The sequence below is a fragment of the Streptomyces sp. S186 genome (assembly GCF_051603415.1).
Taxonomy (GTDB): domain Bacteria; phylum Actinomycetota; class Actinomycetes; order Streptomycetales; family Streptomycetaceae; genus Streptomyces.
The window spans coordinates 5,263,654-5,278,101 of the sequence record NZ_CP193932.1 but is presented as its reverse complement, the minus strand read 5'-3'; the positions used below and the strand labels follow the sequence as shown (position 1 = coordinate 5,278,101).

Annotated in this window: 15 protein-coding genes and 1 tRNA gene; 8 read left to right on the top strand and 8 right to left on the bottom strand. The window is 76.1% G+C overall.

Going from position 1 to position 14,448, the window contains the following annotated elements:
- Nucleotide 1: 1 nt before the first annotated feature.
- Together orn and ACRAS8_RS22820 are read left to right on the top strand one after the other, a co-directional pair.
- Nucleotides 2-622 (top strand): oligoribonuclease, encoded by a 621-nt coding sequence (gene orn / locus ACRAS8_RS22825; protein ID WP_438487856.1) that lies wholly within the window; start codon nt 2-4, stop codon nt 620-622.
- Nucleotides 623-728: 106 nt separating this feature from the next.
- Nucleotides 729-804, top strand: a tRNA-His gene (locus ACRAS8_RS22820).
- Between the two features lie 79 nt (nt 805-883).
- Here ACRAS8_RS22820 and ACRAS8_RS22815 read toward each other — a convergent pair.
- Entirely contained in the window at nt 884-1,534 is a 651-nt protein-coding gene (locus ACRAS8_RS22815; RefSeq protein ID WP_438487855.1) for an NAD(P)-dependent oxidoreductase, read from the bottom strand.
- Nucleotides 1,535-1,696: 162 nt separating this feature from the next.
- Between ACRAS8_RS22815 and ACRAS8_RS22810 the strand changes: the two genes are divergently transcribed.
- Nucleotides 1,697-2,605 (top strand): AraC family transcriptional regulator, encoded by a 909-nt coding sequence (locus tag ACRAS8_RS22810; protein WP_438487854.1) that lies wholly within the window; start codon nt 1,697-1,699, stop codon nt 2,603-2,605.
- A gap of 118 nt (nt 2,606-2,723) precedes the next feature.
- On the opposite strand, the gene ACRAS8_RS22805 is transcribed toward ACRAS8_RS22810, so the two are convergent.
- The 4 genes from ACRAS8_RS22805 to ACRAS8_RS22790 all read right to left on the bottom strand — a co-directional run bounded on the left by ACRAS8_RS22805 (nt 2,724) and on the right by ACRAS8_RS22790 (nt 6,348).
- Nucleotides 2,724-3,791: a chitinase gene (locus tag ACRAS8_RS22805; RefSeq protein WP_438487853.1), complete on the bottom strand. Its 1,068-nt coding sequence runs from the start codon at nt 3,789-3,791 to the stop codon at nt 2,724-2,726.
- Nucleotides 3,792-3,939: 148 nt separating this feature from the next.
- Nucleotides 3,940-5,394 carry a sensor histidine kinase gene (locus ACRAS8_RS22800; protein ID WP_438487852.1) on the bottom strand — a complete coding sequence of 485 codons (1,455 nt, stop codon included), beginning with the start codon at nt 5,392-5,394 and terminating at the stop codon, nt 3,940-3,942.
- A complete protein-coding gene (locus ACRAS8_RS22795) occupies nt 5,391-6,095 on the bottom strand; it encodes a response regulator transcription factor (protein WP_438487851.1) in 705 nt (234 codons plus the stop codon). Before ACRAS8_RS22795 ends, ACRAS8_RS22800 begins: the two co-directional genes overlap by 4 nt.
- Nucleotides 6,096-6,186: 91 nt before the next feature.
- The gene (locus ACRAS8_RS22790; protein ID WP_438487850.1) at nt 6,187-6,348 is read right to left on the bottom strand and encodes a hypothetical protein; all 162 of its coding nucleotides are present in this window, start codon (nt 6,346-6,348) and stop codon (nt 6,187-6,189) included.
- Nucleotides 6,349-6,552: 204 nt separating this feature from the next.
- Here ACRAS8_RS22790 and ACRAS8_RS22785 point away from each other — a divergent pair, with 204 nt between their 5' ends.
- A complete protein-coding gene (locus ACRAS8_RS22785) occupies nt 6,553-7,137 on the top strand; it encodes a hypothetical protein (RefSeq protein WP_438487849.1) in 585 nt (194 codons plus the stop codon).
- Nucleotides 7,138-7,167: 30 nt separating this feature from the next.
- Here the strand turns inward: ACRAS8_RS22785 and ACRAS8_RS22780 are convergent, their stop codons facing one another.
- Both ACRAS8_RS22780 and ACRAS8_RS22775 read right to left on the bottom strand, forming a co-directional pair.
- Nucleotides 7,168-8,028, bottom strand: a complete 861-nt coding sequence (locus ACRAS8_RS22780; protein WP_438487848.1) for a spermidine synthase — start codon at nt 8,026-8,028, stop codon at nt 7,168-7,170.
- Nucleotides 8,029-8,182: 154 nt separating this feature from the next.
- Nucleotides 8,183-8,494, bottom strand: a complete 312-nt coding sequence (locus ACRAS8_RS22775) for a chaplin (RefSeq protein WP_438487847.1) — start codon at nt 8,492-8,494, stop codon at nt 8,183-8,185.
- A 238-nt stretch (nt 8,495-8,732) separates the two neighbouring features.
- Between ACRAS8_RS22775 and ACRAS8_RS22770 the strand changes: the two genes are divergently transcribed.
- From ACRAS8_RS22770 to ACRAS8_RS22755, 4 genes are all read left to right on the top strand, one after another.
- Nucleotides 8,733-9,740, top strand: a complete 1,008-nt coding sequence (locus ACRAS8_RS22770; protein WP_438487846.1) for a hypothetical protein — start codon at nt 8,733-8,735, stop codon at nt 9,738-9,740.
- A 61-nt stretch (nt 9,741-9,801) separates the two neighbouring features.
- Nucleotides 9,802-10,983: a glycosyltransferase family 4 protein gene (locus ACRAS8_RS22765; RefSeq protein WP_438487845.1), complete on the top strand. Its 1,182-nt coding sequence runs from the start codon at nt 9,802-9,804 to the stop codon at nt 10,981-10,983.
- Nucleotides 10,980-12,428 (top strand): sugar transferase, encoded by a 1,449-nt coding sequence (locus ACRAS8_RS22760; protein ID WP_438487844.1) that lies wholly within the window; start codon nt 10,980-10,982, stop codon nt 12,426-12,428. Before ACRAS8_RS22765 ends, ACRAS8_RS22760 begins: the two co-directional genes overlap by 4 nt.
- 112 nt (nt 12,429-12,540) lie before the next feature.
- On the top strand, nt 12,541-13,788 hold the full coding sequence (locus ACRAS8_RS22755) for a glycosyltransferase (RefSeq protein WP_438487843.1): 1,248 nt from the start codon (nt 12,541-12,543) through the stop codon (nt 13,786-13,788).
- A 73-nt stretch (nt 13,789-13,861) separates the two neighbouring features.
- On the opposite strand, the gene ACRAS8_RS22750 is transcribed toward ACRAS8_RS22755, so the two are convergent.
- Nucleotides 13,862-14,335 (bottom strand): hypothetical protein, encoded by a 474-nt coding sequence (locus tag ACRAS8_RS22750; protein ID WP_438487842.1) that lies wholly within the window; start codon nt 14,333-14,335, stop codon nt 13,862-13,864.
- Between the last annotated feature and the right edge of the window lie 113 nt (nt 14,336-14,448).

The window sequence follows — 14,448 nt, the reverse complement described above, 5'->3', positions numbered from 1 at the left end:
TATGAACGACCGCATGGTGTGGATCGACTGCGAGATGACCGGACTCTCGCTGGCGAACGACGCGCTCATCGAGGTGGCCGCCCTGGTCACCGACTCGGAACTGAACGTGCTGGGTGACGGGGTGGATGTGGTGATCCGTCCCCCGGCCGAGGCGCTGACCACCATGCCGGAGGTGGTGCGGCAGATGCACACCGCCTCCGGGCTGCTGGCCGAGCTGGATGCCGGGACGACGCTGGAGGCGGCCGAGGCACAGGTGCTGGAGTACATCCGGCAGCATGTGCCGGAGCCGGGGAAGGCGCCGCTGTGCGGAAACTCCGTCGGCACCGACCGTGGCTTCCTGCTGCGCGACATGCCGGCGCTGGAGAGCTACCTGCACTACCGGATCGTCGATGTGTCGTCCGTGAAGGAACTGGCCCGCCGCTGGTTCCCGCGGGCGTACTTCAACAGTCCGGACAAGAACGGCAACCACCGGGCGCTGGCCGACATCCGCGAATCCATCGCGGAGTTGCGCTACTACCGGGAGGCCGTGTTCGTGCCGCAGCCGGGGCCGGACTCGGAGACCGCGAAGGCCATCGCGGCCAAGTACAAGCTGCCCGCCGAACCGGAGTCGGCGGCACAGTGACGCAGCTCGCTCCCAGGGGCGTGAAACCTGGGAGCGAGCACCCCTCCGGAACCTGTACACTTTTTCTCAGCCGGTGGGGAAAAGGAACCACACAGCACCGGTCTTGGTGGGTATAGCTCAGCTGGTAGAGCACCTGGTTGTGGTCCAGGATGTCGCGGGTTCGAGTCCCGTTACTCACCCCATGTCGAGGCCCCCGATCTCCGGATCGGGGGCCTCGGGTGTTTCCGGGTCAGGTGCCGCCTCGGGGCGGCGCGCCGGTGCTCAGTAGCCGACGGTGAAGCGCTCGCCGAGGTGGGCGGGCTGCTCGATCTCGTCGACGAGCGCGACGGCGTAGTCCTCGGTGGAGATCCGGCTGCTGCCGTCGGCCGCGACCACCAGGTCCTCGGCGGCGGTGCGGTAGGTGCCGGTGCGCTCGCCGGGCTCGATGGAGGCGGCCGGGCTGAGGTTGGTCCAGCGGACGTCGGAGACGGTGCGGTAGAAGTCCAGCGCGTCGCCGTGCGCGTGCATGATCTGCAGCAGCGGGACCGGGAGGCCCTCGGTGTCCCAGACCTGGACGCCGTCGGGCTTGCGGAGCGAGCCGGCGCCGCCGACCGTGATCAGGCGGGGCGCGTCCTGGCCGAGCGTCCGCAGCCCCTCGACCAGTGCCTCGGCGGCGGGCCGGATGGTGGCGATGTGGCCCGGGCCGTCGCCGCCGCCGACCGCGGAGACCACCACGTCCTGGCCCTTGGCGACCTCCGCGACGGACTCCGGATCGAGCGCGTCGCCGTAGAGCACGGTGAGGGCCGGGTGGGTCGTGGTGACCTTGGCCGGGTCGCGGACGACCGCGGTGACCTGGTGGCCGCGGCGCAGGGCCTCGTCGAGGATGCGGCTGCCGATGGTGCCGGTGGCCCCGAAGAGCGCGATCTTGGACATGGTGGGTTCTCCCGGTGGTTCGATGCGGGCGAGGTGCGCCCGGGTGCGGAGCGCGGTGTTCCGGCCGCCGGATGCGGCTGCCGTTTTCCGCCATCAGCCGTGCTGACGTCTCCTACGCTAGGGGTATCAGCGGGAGATTCCGGGGTAGCGAGGCGACGGGTCATGGTGAGAAAGCGACAGGACCCCCGAGAGGACGCAGAGGCGATCCGTGCGGTGGCGTTCTCCGCGCCGGCCGGGCGGCCCGCCGGGGTGGAGGTGCTGACCCTCGCCGAGCTGCGCGAGCGCGCGGACGCCTGCGGGCTGGCGGCCCCGCACCGGCCCGACTTCCACCATCTGCTGCTCCTGGACCGCGGGCGCCTGGTGCACTGCGTCGACTTCCGGGAGCATGCGCTGGCCCCCGGCGACCTGCTGTGGTCGCGGCCCGGGCAGGTGCAGCACTTCGGGGACCTGACGGGCGCGGAGGGGCGGCTGGTGCTCTTCGAGTCCGGGTTCGTGGACCCGGCGACCGCGGCCGCGGCCCGGATCGAGGACTGGTACGGGCCGGCGGTGCGGCACCCCGAGGGCGCCGCGGCCCGGGCGCTGGACGAGGCGCTGACGCAACTGCACCGGGAGTTCGGGGCGCTGGGCGGGCTGCCGCTGGAGGTGCACCTGGAGGTGCTGCGGCACCTCCTGGCCGTTCTGGTGCTGCGGGCCGCGTATCCGGGCGGCCCGGCGGACGGCCCGGAGGACGGGATGTGCGAGGCGAGCGAGACGTATCTGCGGTTCCGGGACGCGGTGGAGCGGGGGTTCGCCCGCAGCCGCCGGGTCGCGGACTACGCGCGGTCGCTGGGCTATGCGCCGCGGACCCTGTCGCGGGCCACGGAGGCGGCGGCCGGGGTCGGGGCGAAGGAGTTCATCGACCGGCGGGTGGTGCTGGAGGCCAAGCGGCTGCTGGCGCACGGCGACCAGCCGGCGTCGCGGATCGCGGTCCGGCTGGGCTTCGCGGACGCCACCAACTTCAGCAAGTTCTTCCAACGGCAGGCCGGGATCACGCCGATCGCGTTCCGGGACGCCGTGCGGGGCGGCGGCTGAACTGCCGCCGCCGGGCACGGCGAGGAGAGGCGGCGGGGCGCGACGGGTGGGGGGTGGTGCCGTCGCGCCCCGCCTCGGGGGCAGTCCGGGGCGCCCGAGGGCCCGGACCGGTGGGGGGTCAGCCGGTGTAGGCGCCGAACGCCCTGGTGAAGGCCAGCGGGGCCTGGTCGATCGAACTGCACGTCGGCTGGGCGGAGTTGGACGGGCCGCCGGGGCAGGGACGGTCGCGGGTGGCGGACCACATGGCCAGCCACGCCAGGTGCCTGCCCTGTGCGAACTTCACCAGGGCGGCGGCGTCGGCGGGCCTGAACACCTCGCCCTGGACGTCGTTGACGCCGATCATCGGGGTGACCGCCACGGTCCGCCAGGCGTCCGCGTCGTTCAGGCCGAGGGCCTTCTTCAGCTGGGCCTGGGTGGCGGTGGCGGCCTGGGTGGCGTAGGTGGCCATGTTGCCGTGGTACGAGGCGCCGTAGTCCATCGCCATGATGTTGACGGCGGAGATCCGCGCGCCGTTCTGCCTGGCGTTGGCGAGGAGGTTGACGCCGTCCTGGGTGAGGCCCTCGGGCATCACGGGGAGGGTGAAGGAGACGTCGAGGCCCGGATGCTGCTTCTGCAGTTGCGCGATGGCCTGGGCGCGGCGGGTGTTGGCGGCCGTGTCGGGCAGCGCGCCGCCCTCGATGTCGAAGTCCACCTTGGTGAGCTTGAACTGGTCGACGGCCTTGCCGTACGCGGCGGCGAGGTCGGACACCGAGGAGCAGGCGGCGGCCAGTTCGGTGCCGTTGGCGCCGCCGAAGGAGACCCGGACGTCGCCGCCGGCCTTGCGCAGCGCCGGGATCTGCCGGGCGACCGCGTCGCCGCCGAGGTCGCCGGTGCCGCCCCACTTGGGGACGCAGCCGCCGCCGGAGGTGAGGAAGGCGAGGGTGAAGTGCTTCACCCCGGTCTTCTGCGCGGTGCCGGTCAGGTCGTAGGCGGGGGTGAGGGAGGTGTCGACGAACGGGGCGAAGCCGGCCTTGGCGGCGGCGGTGCCGGCGGGGGCGCCGGTGGCGGTGCCGGGCCGGGGTGCCTTGGTGGCCGTCGCGACGCCGGCGACGGCGAACCCGCCGCCGGCCGCCAGCGCGCCGGCCACCGCCGCGCCGATCAGCTTGGTCCGGCGGCTCAACCGGCGCCGGTGTGCCGAGGAACTCATGTCGTCCTGCCTGTCGTCACATGGGGGCGGGGGCGCACCGAGGGGGAGGTGCGTTCCCGCACGCTAGCGGCAGCGAAACGGACAAATGCCGGGTTCCGTACGGCGGTTGGCGGAATTATGGCCGCCTTAAGGAAACGGAAGGGGCCGGTTAAGAGCGGGCGCCCCGGGCCGGGGTGCCGCCGCCCGGCGCGGCGGCACGGGCGGCCCGCCGGCCCCGGGTGCCGAACACCCGGGCACCGATCCGGCGCCGCAGCCGGTGGGCGCGCCGGCCGCCGAGCCGGTCCCGCCGCCCGCCCAGGGCCAGCCAGACCCGCACCTCGGTGCCGCCCAGCACCGAGCGCCCGATCCGGACGTCGCCGCCGGTGGACTCCGCCAGCCGCCGCACGATGTCCAGGCCGAGCCCGGTGGAGCCGTCCCCTCCGCCGCCGTGGCCGCGGCGCAGCGCGGCGGCCGGGTCGGCGATGCCCGGGCCGGCGTCCGAGACCAGCACGATCACCGCGTCGTCGGCGTGGTGCACGTCGACGGCGAAGGCGGTGCCCTCGGGGGTGTGCCGGAAGACGTTGCCGAGCATGGCGTCCAGGGCCGCCGCGAGGTCGGCGCGGGCGACCGGCACCCGCACCGGGCGGTCCGCGCCGGCGACCCGGGCGGTGCGGCCCTCGTCCTCGGCCAGCGCCGACCAGAAGTCCATCCGCTCGCGGATCACCTCGGCCGCGTCGCAGCCGACCGCGGCGGCGGCCTGCGCGGCATGCTCCCGCTGGGCGCGGGCGGTGCGGATGATCTGGTCGACCTCGCGCTCCAGTTGCTCGACGGCGGCGCGGGTCTGCTCGGCGGCCGGGCCGTCGCCGAGGGAGGCGGCGTTGAGCCGGAGCACGGTCAGCGGGGTGCGCAGCCGGTGCGAGAGGTCGGCGGCCAGTTCGCGTTCGTTGGAAAGGAGTTGGACGACCTGGTCGGCCATGGAGTTGAAGGCGCTGGCCGCCGAGCGCAGTTCCTTCGGACCGTCCTCCGGGACGCGGACGCCGAGGTCGCCCCGGCCCAGGTCGTGGGCGGCCGCGGAGAGCCGTTCGGCGGGGCGCACCATCCGGGTGCCGAGCCGGTCGGCGACCGCGACCGAGCCGACGACCAGCGCCAGGCCGACGCCGGCCAGCACCGCCCAGGAGGTGGCCACGCCGTTGGTGAGCGCGTCGTCGGGGACGTACACCTCGACGACGGCGATGCCGGAGGCGACCGCGGTGGGCTGGAGCAGCGAAGTGCCGCCGGGAACCTCGGCGATGGAGGCCCGGCCGAGGCGGACGGCGGCGGCGACATCGGCCGGGGCGGCCCGGCGGGCGCCGATCCCGGCGGGGCCGCCGCCCGCGCCGCCGGCCGGCACGTGGATGCCGATCCGGTCGCCGGGGCCGGTCTCCGCGCTGGCCAGGGCGCGTTCCAGCTGGGTGCGGTCGGTGGTGATGGCGAGGACGGGGCCGAGGGCGGCGGCCTGCCGCTCGGCGTTGGAATAGGCGCGGTCGGACGCCATCTCCCTGACCACCAGCCCCAACGGGACCGCGAACGCGACCACGACCATCGTGGTGACCGCCAGGGCCACCTTGACCAGGGCCCACCTCACGGCGTCTCACACCGCGGCGGCTCCAGTTTCACGCCGACGCCGCGCAGGGTGTGCAGGTACCGGGGGCGGGCGGCGGTCTCGCCCAGTTTGCGGCGCAGCCAGGACAGGTGGACGTCGATGGTCTGGTCGTCCCCGTAGGACTGCCGCCAGACCTCGGCGAGGAGCTCGCGGCGGGGGACGACCACGCCGGGGCGCTGGGCGAGGAAGGCCAGCAGGTCGAACTCGCGGCGGGTGAGGTCGAGGGCGGCGCCGTCCAACTCGGCCTGGCGGCGCAGCGGGTCGATGGCGAGCCCGCCGACCCGGATCACCCGTGAGGGCGGTTCCGCGCCGGGCGCCGCGCCCCGGGAGCGGCGCAGCACGGCCGCCATCCGGGCCGAGAGGTGCTCGACCGAGAACGGCTTGGTGAGGTAGTCGTCGGCGCCGTCGTTGAGCAGCCGGACGATCTCGGCCTCGTCGTCCCGGGCGGTGGCGATGATCACCGGGACGTCGGTGAGGCCGCGCAGCATCTTCAGCGCCTCGCCGCCGTCCAGGTCGGGCAGACCGAGATCGAGGACGACCAGGTCGAAGCCGACCTGCGCCACCTCGCGCAGCGCCTCCAGGGCCGTCCCGACGCTGCGCACCGCGTGCCCGGCGTCAGTCAGGTGCCGGATGAGAGCGGAGCGTACGAACTGGTCGTCCTCGACCACGAGCACTCGTGCCATGGGCGGCACCGTACGCCATACAGGGGAGTTGCCCCGCGCACGGTTGACAACCGGACGGCGCGGGGCCGGAGGTACGGGGTGCCGGCGGCGGCTAGTGCGGCATCACCATGCTGGTGTCGCCGGCCTGCTGGTCGATGAGCTGGGTGCCGTACGAGCCGTTCCCCGCCATGGGGTCCGGGTCGGCGCTCGCCGGTGCGGTGAACACCCCCAGCGCGATGAGCGTTCCGACAACGACGGCTGCGATACGGCGCATCTCAGGAGCCTCCCGGCGACGAGGGTGATGGTGCGCTCACTGTGCCCCGGATTCTCCGCGTATATACGCCCCATCCCTCTTGTGGCGGTTGCCGTGGTGGCGCCGCGGGCCGGGGAAGCGGCGCGGCGCTCCCGCCCGCCGGCCGTCAAGCCCGTGTGCAACGGGGTTGCCGTTCCGCCCGGCGGGCGTGGTCCCATAGGGCGCATGGAGCGAGGGAGTTCGGGACGAGGCCGGGGTCTGGTCCATGCGGCGGCCTGGACGCTGGCGACCGGCGCCGCGGTCGCCCTGTCGTGGTTCGGGGTGCACACCGTGCTGTCCGGCACGGCGTACGACGCGCCGCGGGCGCTGCCGCTGTCCGACCAGGTGGCGGCCTCGGCCCTGCCGCAGGTCTCCTCCACCCACCGGCCCAGGCCCTCCGACCCGCCGTCCGCGAGCCCCTCCCCCTCCGGCGACGACCGGCCGCCGCGGACCAGCCCCCCGTCCAGCCCCGCCGGCAGCCCCTCCGCCACCCCCACCGACAGCGCCGGCGGCGCCCCGGCGTCCACCGGCGACCGGGTCCGCAGCTATGCCACGGCCGGCGGCCGGGTGGTGCTCTCCCTGGGCGCCGACTCCGCCGAGCTGGTGTCGGCGACGCCCAACGCGGGCTGGCAGATGCAGGTGTGGAAGCAGGAGGGCTGGCTCCGGGTCGACTTCACCGGCGGCGGCGCGCACTCCTCGGTGATCTGCTCCTGGAACGGCCACCCGCCGTTCGTGCAGATCACCAACCGCGCGATGCAGCAGGGAAAATGACGGCCAGTCAGGCGGCCGGGCGGGCGCCCGTCAGGTGAAGACGCCGGCGGGCGGGGCCGGGGAGGCGACCGCGACGGCGTCGGTGACCGGGGCCGCGCCGCCGGTGAAGTCCCGCAGCGCCCGGCCGTGTTCGACCCGGCCGGCGTGCGGGTCGCCGGCCGCCCGCCGGGTCAGCTCGGCGACCGGCAGCGGCCCGTCGGCGGCGAGCAGCACGGCGTTGCCGAACCGCCGGCCGCGCAGCACGGCCGGCTCGGCGGTCAGCGCCAGCTCCGGGAAGACGGTGTGGACGGTGGCGATCTGGCCGCGCAGGAACGACAGCGGCGGCCCGTCGGCGAGATTGGCCGCGTACCAGCCGCCCGGCCGCAGCGCCCGGCGGACCTCCGCCACGAACTCGACGCTGGTCAGATGCGCGGGCGTACGGGCGCCGGCGAAGACATCGGCGATGACCAGGTCCGCCCAGCCGTCCGGGACCCTGGCCAGGCCGGCGCGGGCGTCCGCGCCGCGCACCCGTATCCGCCAGGTCCGCTCCAGCGGCAGCCGCGCGCGGACGAGGTCGACCAGCGGGGCGTCGATCTCCACCACCTGCTGGGTGGAGCGCGGCCGGGTCGCGGCGACGTACCGCGCCAGGGTCAGCGCGCCGCCGCCGAGGTGGACGACGCGCAGCGGCGCGCCGGCCGGGGCGGCCAGGTCGGCGATGTGGCCGAGCCGCCGCTGGTAGGAGAACTCCAGGTGCGCCGGGTCGTCGAGGTCGACATGGGACTGCGGGGCGCCGTCGATCAGCAGCGTCCAACCGCGCGGCCGGTCCCGGTCGGGCCGCAGTTCCGCGACCCCGCCGCCGACCGTCCCGGTGACGGATTCCGGGCCGCCGCGCCCGCGTCTGCTTCTCGCCATGACTCCAGTATGGCGTCCCGCCGTCGGACGGTATCCGCAGGTCAGAGGGGGCGGGACAGCAGGCGGCGGACCGCCCGGCGGCCGGAGCCGCAGGCAGTCCGCCTGATGTGCCGGGGCCCGGGCCGGTCCGATGTCCCCTCGGACCGGCACCGGGTCACTTGTTGACGCAGATGTTTCCGAACCCGGGGTTCAGCAGCCCGATGACATCGATGCTGTTGCCGCACGCGTTGATCGGAATGTCGATCGGGATCTGGATGACGTTGCCGCTGAGGACGCCCGGCGACTTCACCGCGAAGCCCTTGGCGTGCGCGCCGTGGCCGTGGTGGTGGCGGCCGCCCTCGTCGAACCGTCCGTGGTGGCTACGGCCGTGGTTACCGCCCTCGTAGGCGGACGCGATGCCCGCGCCGCCCAGCACCAGGGCTGAGGAGGCCGCAGCCATCGCGGCGGTCTTGACGAACCGCTTCATCCCATTCTCCTTTTCAGTTCGCGTATGGGGCATCGGACACAACGAACAATATGGGTTACGGATACGGGCGTTACCACTTAAGCGGATTCATTAGGCTGACTGGCTGGCCGACGGCCCACGGAAAACCCGGGCAGCGCTGCGGCGCGCCTGCCGCGATTTCCAACATGATTTCTGCCAGAGTGCTCTCCTGTTTGACTGATTGAAGTCGGAGTCGGAGTCGGACGCCGGAGAGGACGACATGCCGAAGTCGAGGGAGCTGGCCGGGCGCGGCGCCGTATGCGCGCTCGCGGCCCTGGCTTTGTCGGCCGCGCTGACTTCGGCCGCGGCCGCCCCGGTGCCCGGGGAATCCTCCCGAATTCCTTTCGCCGAGCGCTTCCACCTCACCGGGCACGGCGGTATCGCGCGGACCGGCCGTGCCGCGGTGCTCTGCCGGCCGGCGGCGCACCGCGCGGGGCCGGCCTGCGCGGCGCCCCGGCCCGCCCGGCTGCGGCTGCCGGCCGGCTCTCGGGTGCGCTACGCCCGGCTCTACTGGGGCGGTGACCTGCGGGCCGACGGCCACCGCGCGGCCGAGGACGCCGCTGAGGTGCTGCTCGCCGGGCCCCGCGGCCGCTACGAGCAGGTCCGCGCGGATGCCCCGGTCGGCCGCCGCACCACCGCCCGCAGCGACGACTACCAGGCCGGTGCCGACGTCACCGCCCTGGTGCGGCGCGGTGGCGCCGGCACCTACACGGTGGCGCGGACGGCCACCGGAAGCTCCCGGGCGCGGGCTCGGACCCGGGGCGGCTGGGTGCTGGTCGTCGCCTACGAGAACCCCAGGGAGCCGCTGCGGCGGCTGGCACTGTGGGACGGATTCGAGCCGCTGGGCGGCCGCCGCCGGACGTTCGCGGTGGAACTGGCCGGGCTGGGCATTCCGGCGCATTCCCGGGGACGGGCCGGCGTCGTGGCATACCACGGAACTCGGGAAAAGCACGGGAAAGTCTCGGTCCGGCCCGGCCGTATTACTCCGGTCGCGCGGCGCGATTCCGCCGGTCCGGCGAATCGCGCGGTCCGTTCGGCCGATCCGGATTTCGGTCGGCGGGCGCCCCGCGCACCCGCTTACCGGCACGGCCTCGGTTTCGGTTCCGAGGTCTTCGACCTGACGCCGGCGCTCCGGTCCGGGGGCGATCGGCTGGCATTCCGCTTCACCACCCGAAAGGCGGGTTATTTGCTCGGCGCGCTCTTCGTCCAGGCCGATCTCGGGCGCTGAGCGGCGGCGTCGGCAATTCCCGCGGAGATCTGACAGCTCGGTAATCAGGGGAGCAGTGCGCGTGCCGCCACAAGACCCGCCGTCCCAGGAGCGGCTCACGGTCCTGCATGTGTCCCAGCCGGTCGACGGCGGGATCGCCCGGGTGGTCGCCGGCCTGGCGCGGTCCCAGGTCGCGGCCGGACTGCGGGTGGTGGTGGCCGCGCCGCCCGGCGGCATCCTGCACGCCGAGGCCGCGACCGCCGGCGCCGAGGTGGTGCTGTGGCCCGCCCGCGGCAGCCTGGCGACGGCGCTGTCCGCGTCGCGGCGGCTGGCCCGGCTGGTCCGGCACACCGGCCCGCACCTCGTGCACGTCCACGGCGCCCGGGCCGGGTTCGCCGTCCGGCGCGCGGTGCGCGGACGCATCCCGACCGTCCACCAGCCGCACTGCTGGCCGTTCGAGGCGGTCGGCGGGCTGATCGCCCGGGCGGCGCCGGTCTGGGAGCGGCGCGCGGCGCGCTGGACGCACCGGATGCTGTGCGTCAGCGAGGCACAGCGGACCCGCGGCACGGCCGCCGGGGTCGCCGGCCGGATGGTGGTGATCCCCAACGGCGTGGACCTGCGGCGCTTCTCGCCCGCCGACGACGAGGCCCGGGAGGCCCTGCGGACCTCGCTGCCCGCGCTGCGCGACACGGTGCCGGCCGGCGCGCCGCTGGTGGTGTGCGTGGCGCGGCTGTGCCCCCAGAAGGGCCAGGCGACGCTGCTGCGGGCCTGGCCCGCGGTGACCACCAAGGTGCCGGACGCCCGTCTGGTGCTGGTCGGCGACGGGCCGGACCTGGCGGCGCTGCGCCGGACCGCGCCGCCCGGGGTGCTCTTCGCGGGCGCCGCCGACAGCCCCGTCACCTGGTACCGGGCGGCGGACCTGGTGGTGGTGCCGTCCCGGTGGGAGGGGATGGCGCTGGTCCCCCTGGAGGCGATGGCCTGCGGCCGGGCCGTGGTGCTCAGCGACGTCGGCGGGGCCCGCGAGTGCCTGCCGGGCGGCGCCGCGGACGACTGCCTGGTGCCGCCGGACGACCCGGCCGCGCTGGCCCGGGCCGTCGCCGCCCTGCTGACCGACGCGGACCGGCGCACCGCGCTCGGCGAGCGGCTGCGGGACCACGTACGGCTGGCCCATGACGGGCGGCGCACGGCGGGCGCGGTGCTGAACCTGTACCGGGAACTGCTCGCCGTGCCGCCCGCCCTGGCCCTGGCACGGGACGGACGATGACGGCCGAGCCCGCGGGCGCTCCCCCGGCCGGCACGGGGAGCCCGGGCAGCCGCCCCGGTCCGCCGGCCGGCGCACTGCCCCGCCCCGCCGCCCCGGCCCCCGTCCCGGTGCCCCCGGCCCCGCCCGTCCTCCGCGCCCGGACCGCACCGCGCCGGGCCGCCCCCGCCCTGCTGGCCACGGCCGACGCCCTGGCCGCCGCCGGCGCCGCTCTCCTCGTAGGCGCCGACCCGGTGCTGCTCGCCGGACTGGTACCGCTCCTGCTGCTGCTCACCTTCCGCGCCGGACACCACCGCCCGGGCCCGGCGCCGGCCGCCCTCGACGAGCTGGGGCCGCTGCTCGGCCGGGCCGCCACCACCTGGTGCGCGGCGGCCGCGGCGCTGGCCGCGCTCCGCCCCGGACAGGCGCTCGGCCCGGTCGCCCTGCCGGCCGCGGTGGCCGCCCAGACCGCGCTGGCCGCGGCCGGGCGGGCCGCGGTGTACCGGGTACGGCGCGCCGCCGCCCGGCGCCGGCCCCGGGCGGCCCTCCTCGTCGGCCCCGAACCGGCCGCCCGGCAGCTGGCCGCGGCGCTGCGGTCGCATCCGGAGTACGGGCTGTGCCCGGTGGGCGTGGTGCCGACCGGACCGGCCGCCCCGCGCACCGACCCGGCGGGCGCGACGCCGCCGGCGCTCCGCTCGTCCGAGGCGGTCACCCGCGCCGTCATCCGCCACACCGTCCGCGACGCGGTCTTCCTTCAGCCGCCGCAGAGCGACCCGTACACCGCGGCGCTGCTCCGCCGGTTCCTCGGCCAGGGCACGGCCGTCTGGCTGGCCGGCGCCGCCGCGGCCCGCGACGGACGGCCGGCCGGACCGGGCACCGGCCACCTGTGGGGCTTCGCCTGCCGGCCGTGGGAGGCCGCCGGGGCCCGGCCGGGCGGACCCGCCAAGCGGGCCATGGACCTCGTCCTGGCGTCGGCGGCACTGTCGCTGGCGGCGCCGCTGCTGCTCGGCTGCGCGCTGGCCCTGCGGCTCGCGGACGGGCCCGGTGTGATCCGCCGGCTGGAGCGCGTGGGCCGGGACGGCCGCCGCTGCGCCGTGCTGCGGTTCCGCACCGCCCGCCCCGGGGCCCGGCCCGGCCGCCTCGGACGGTGGCTGCGCCGCACCTCCCTGGACGGGCTGCCGCAGCTGTGGAACGTCCTGCGCGGCGACCTGAGTCTGGTCGGGCCGCGCCCCGAACGGCCCGCCCGGGCCGCGGAGTTCGCCCGCCGCCACCCCGAGTACGCCGCCCGGTACCGGATGCCGCCCGGCCTCACCGGCCTGGCACAGGTGCACGGGCTGCACGACGGCGCCCCCGCCGAGGAACGGGCCCGCTTCGACAACCTCTACATCGACGGCTGGTCGCCGGGAGTGGACCTGCGGATCCTGCTGCGGGCCGCGGCCCGGCCGCGTCCGCGCCGGGAGGCCCGATGACCGCCCCGGCCGCCCGCACCCCGCACCCGCCGCACCGCCGGGCGCCCGCCCCCGACGAGGCCGACCCGGCCGCTGACCAGGCCACCCTGGCCGCTACCCCTGGAGGGATCCGGTGAAAGTCCTGCACGTCATCACCGGCCTCGAAGTGGGCGGCGCCGCACAGCAGCTGCGGCTGCTGCTGCGCCGGCTGCCCGCCCACTGCGAGGTCGTCACCCTGACCACCCCCGGCCCGCTCGCCGAGGCCATCGAGGCGGACGGCACCCCCGTCACCCACCTCGCCATGACCGGCAACCGGGACCTGTCCGCACTCACCCGCCTGACCGACCTGATCCGCGACGCCGCCCCCGACGTCGTCCACACCCACCTCTACCGGGCCTGCGTCTACGGCCGGATCGCCGCCCGGAGGGCCGGCGTCCGCGCGATCGTCGCCACCGAGCACTCGCTGGGCGACACCGTCATCGAGGGCCGCCGGCTGACCCGCGGCGTCCGCACCCTGTACCGGGCCACCGAGCGGCTGGGCTCGGCGACCGTCGCGGTCTCCGACACCGTCGCCGCCCGGCTCCGCCGCTGGGGCGTCCCCGAGCGGCGGATCCACGTGGTGCCCCACGGCATCGAGGCACACCGCTTCGCCTACGACCCGGACGCCCGGGCCACCCTCCGGGCCCGGCTCGGCCTGTCGCCCGACACCTTCGTGGTCGGCGGCGCCGGCCGGCTGGTGCCCGGCAAGCGGTTCGACGTCCTGGTCCGGGCGGTGACCCAGCTCCCCGGCGTCCACCTGCTGCTGGCCGGCGACGGGCCCGAGCTGGAGCCGCTGCGGCGGATGGCCGGGCAGTTCGGCTCCGGCGACCGGATCCACCTGCTCGGCGCCGACGGCGGCGAGCCCGGTCCGGTCCCCGGCGACGGGCCCGGCGTCCCCCGCATGCTGTCGGCCGTCGACGTCTTCGTCTCGCCCGCCCCCGACCAGGCGTTCGGCCTGGCCGCCCTGGAAGCCCTGGCGTCCGGACTGCACGTCCTCCACGCCAGCTGCCCGGCCGTCGACGACCTCCCCGAGGAGCAGGCCCCCGGCGCCCGCCGCTTCGGCCACGGCGTCCACGAACTGACCGCCGCGCTCAGGGAGTTGCGGCGCACCGAACCGGGCCGCCTGCCGGTGCCGCCGGTGGTGCACCGCTACGACATCGACCGCAGCGCCCAGGAGCTGACGGCCGTCTACGAGCAGGCCCTGGCCACGGCCCGCCGGAACCGCCCGGCGCCGGAACCCGCCGCCCGGCCCGCCGGGCCCCCGGGCCTGCCCCCGGGCATCTCACTGCCCGACCCCTCCCCGGCGCCGGCCCCGGACGGGCACTCGCTCTCCCAGCGCTGACCGGACGGCAGCGATACGCGGCGGCGGGACGACCCGAGATCGTCCCGCCGCCGCGCACCGCGCCACCGCCGCCTCACTGGCAGCGGTCGACCGCCTCGATCGTGCGGGCCGCCTCGCCCAGCGCCGCCCGCAGCACCACCGGGTCGGTGGCGTCGGCGTAGGCCCCCTCCGGCGGCACCAGCCAGCCGGTCCCCTGTACCGGCGGCTCCGGCACCGCCCCGCCGTCCGGCCCGGCCAGGGAGATCCCGCGCCCGGACGTCCGGGTGCAGGCGCTGCCCGGCACGTCCCAGCCGTCGGCCGTCCCCGGCGGGACCAGGAAACCGAGGGTGTCGCAGGCACCGTCGTGCAGGACCGGGCCGACGCCGTCCCGCAGCCGCAGGATGTCCACCGCCTCCAGCCCCTGCCGGGCCGGGACCGTGACCAGGTCACAGGGCCGGGGGACGGTCCCCGGGGCGGTGCGCCCCTCGCGGGCCGCTGCCCGGCCCGCGGACTCCTTGCCGCCCCTGCTGACGCCGGTCTCCCACACGGAGAACCCCTCCTCCTGCACGCGCCACACCCTTTACACCGACTTCAACGGAGAAACGCGTCAACAGCTACGGCGGCGGAACGCTGCAAAGGATGGCACTTCATGGCGGATCGCGGGTGAGATATTCCGGTTTG

Excerpts from the sequence above, each read along its gene's own strand:
- orn (WP_438487856.1), top strand. The coding sequence starts at position 2 with ATGAACGACCGCATGGTGTGGATCGACTGCGAGATGACCGGACTCTCG.
- ACRAS8_RS22815 (WP_438487855.1), bottom strand. The coding sequence starts at position 1,534 with ATGTCCAAGATCGCGCTCTTCGGGGCCACCGGCACCATCGGCAGCCGC.
- ACRAS8_RS22810 (WP_438487854.1), top strand. The coding sequence starts at position 1,697 with ATGGTGAGAAAGCGACAGGACCCCCGAGAGGACGCAGAGGCGATCCGT.
- ACRAS8_RS22785 (WP_438487849.1), top strand. The coding sequence starts at position 6,553 with ATGGAGCGAGGGAGTTCGGGACGAGGCCGGGGTCTGGTCCATGCGGCG.
- ACRAS8_RS22775 (WP_438487847.1), bottom strand. The coding sequence starts at position 8,494 with ATGAAGCGGTTCGTCAAGACCGCCGCGATGGCTGCGGCCTCCTCAGCC.
- ACRAS8_RS22770 (WP_438487846.1), top strand. The coding sequence starts at position 8,733 with ATGCCGAAGTCGAGGGAGCTGGCCGGGCGCGGCGCCGTATGCGCGCTC.
- ACRAS8_RS22790 (WP_438487850.1), bottom strand. The coding sequence starts at position 6,348 with ATGCGCCGTATCGCAGCCGTCGTTGTCGGAACGCTCATCGCGCTGGGG.
- ACRAS8_RS22795 (WP_438487851.1), bottom strand. The coding sequence starts at position 6,095 with ATGGCACGAGTGCTCGTGGTCGAGGACGACCAGTTCGTACGCTCCGCT.
- ACRAS8_RS22760 (WP_438487844.1), top strand. The coding sequence starts at position 10,980 with ATGACGGCCGAGCCCGCGGGCGCTCCCCCGGCCGGCACGGGGAGCCCG.
- ACRAS8_RS22780 (WP_438487848.1), bottom strand. The coding sequence starts at position 8,028 with ATGGCGAGAAGCAGACGCGGGCGCGGCGGCCCGGAATCCGTCACCGGG.
- ACRAS8_RS22805 (WP_438487853.1), bottom strand. The coding sequence starts at position 3,791 with ATGAGTTCCTCGGCACACCGGCGCCGGTTGAGCCGCCGGACCAAGCTG.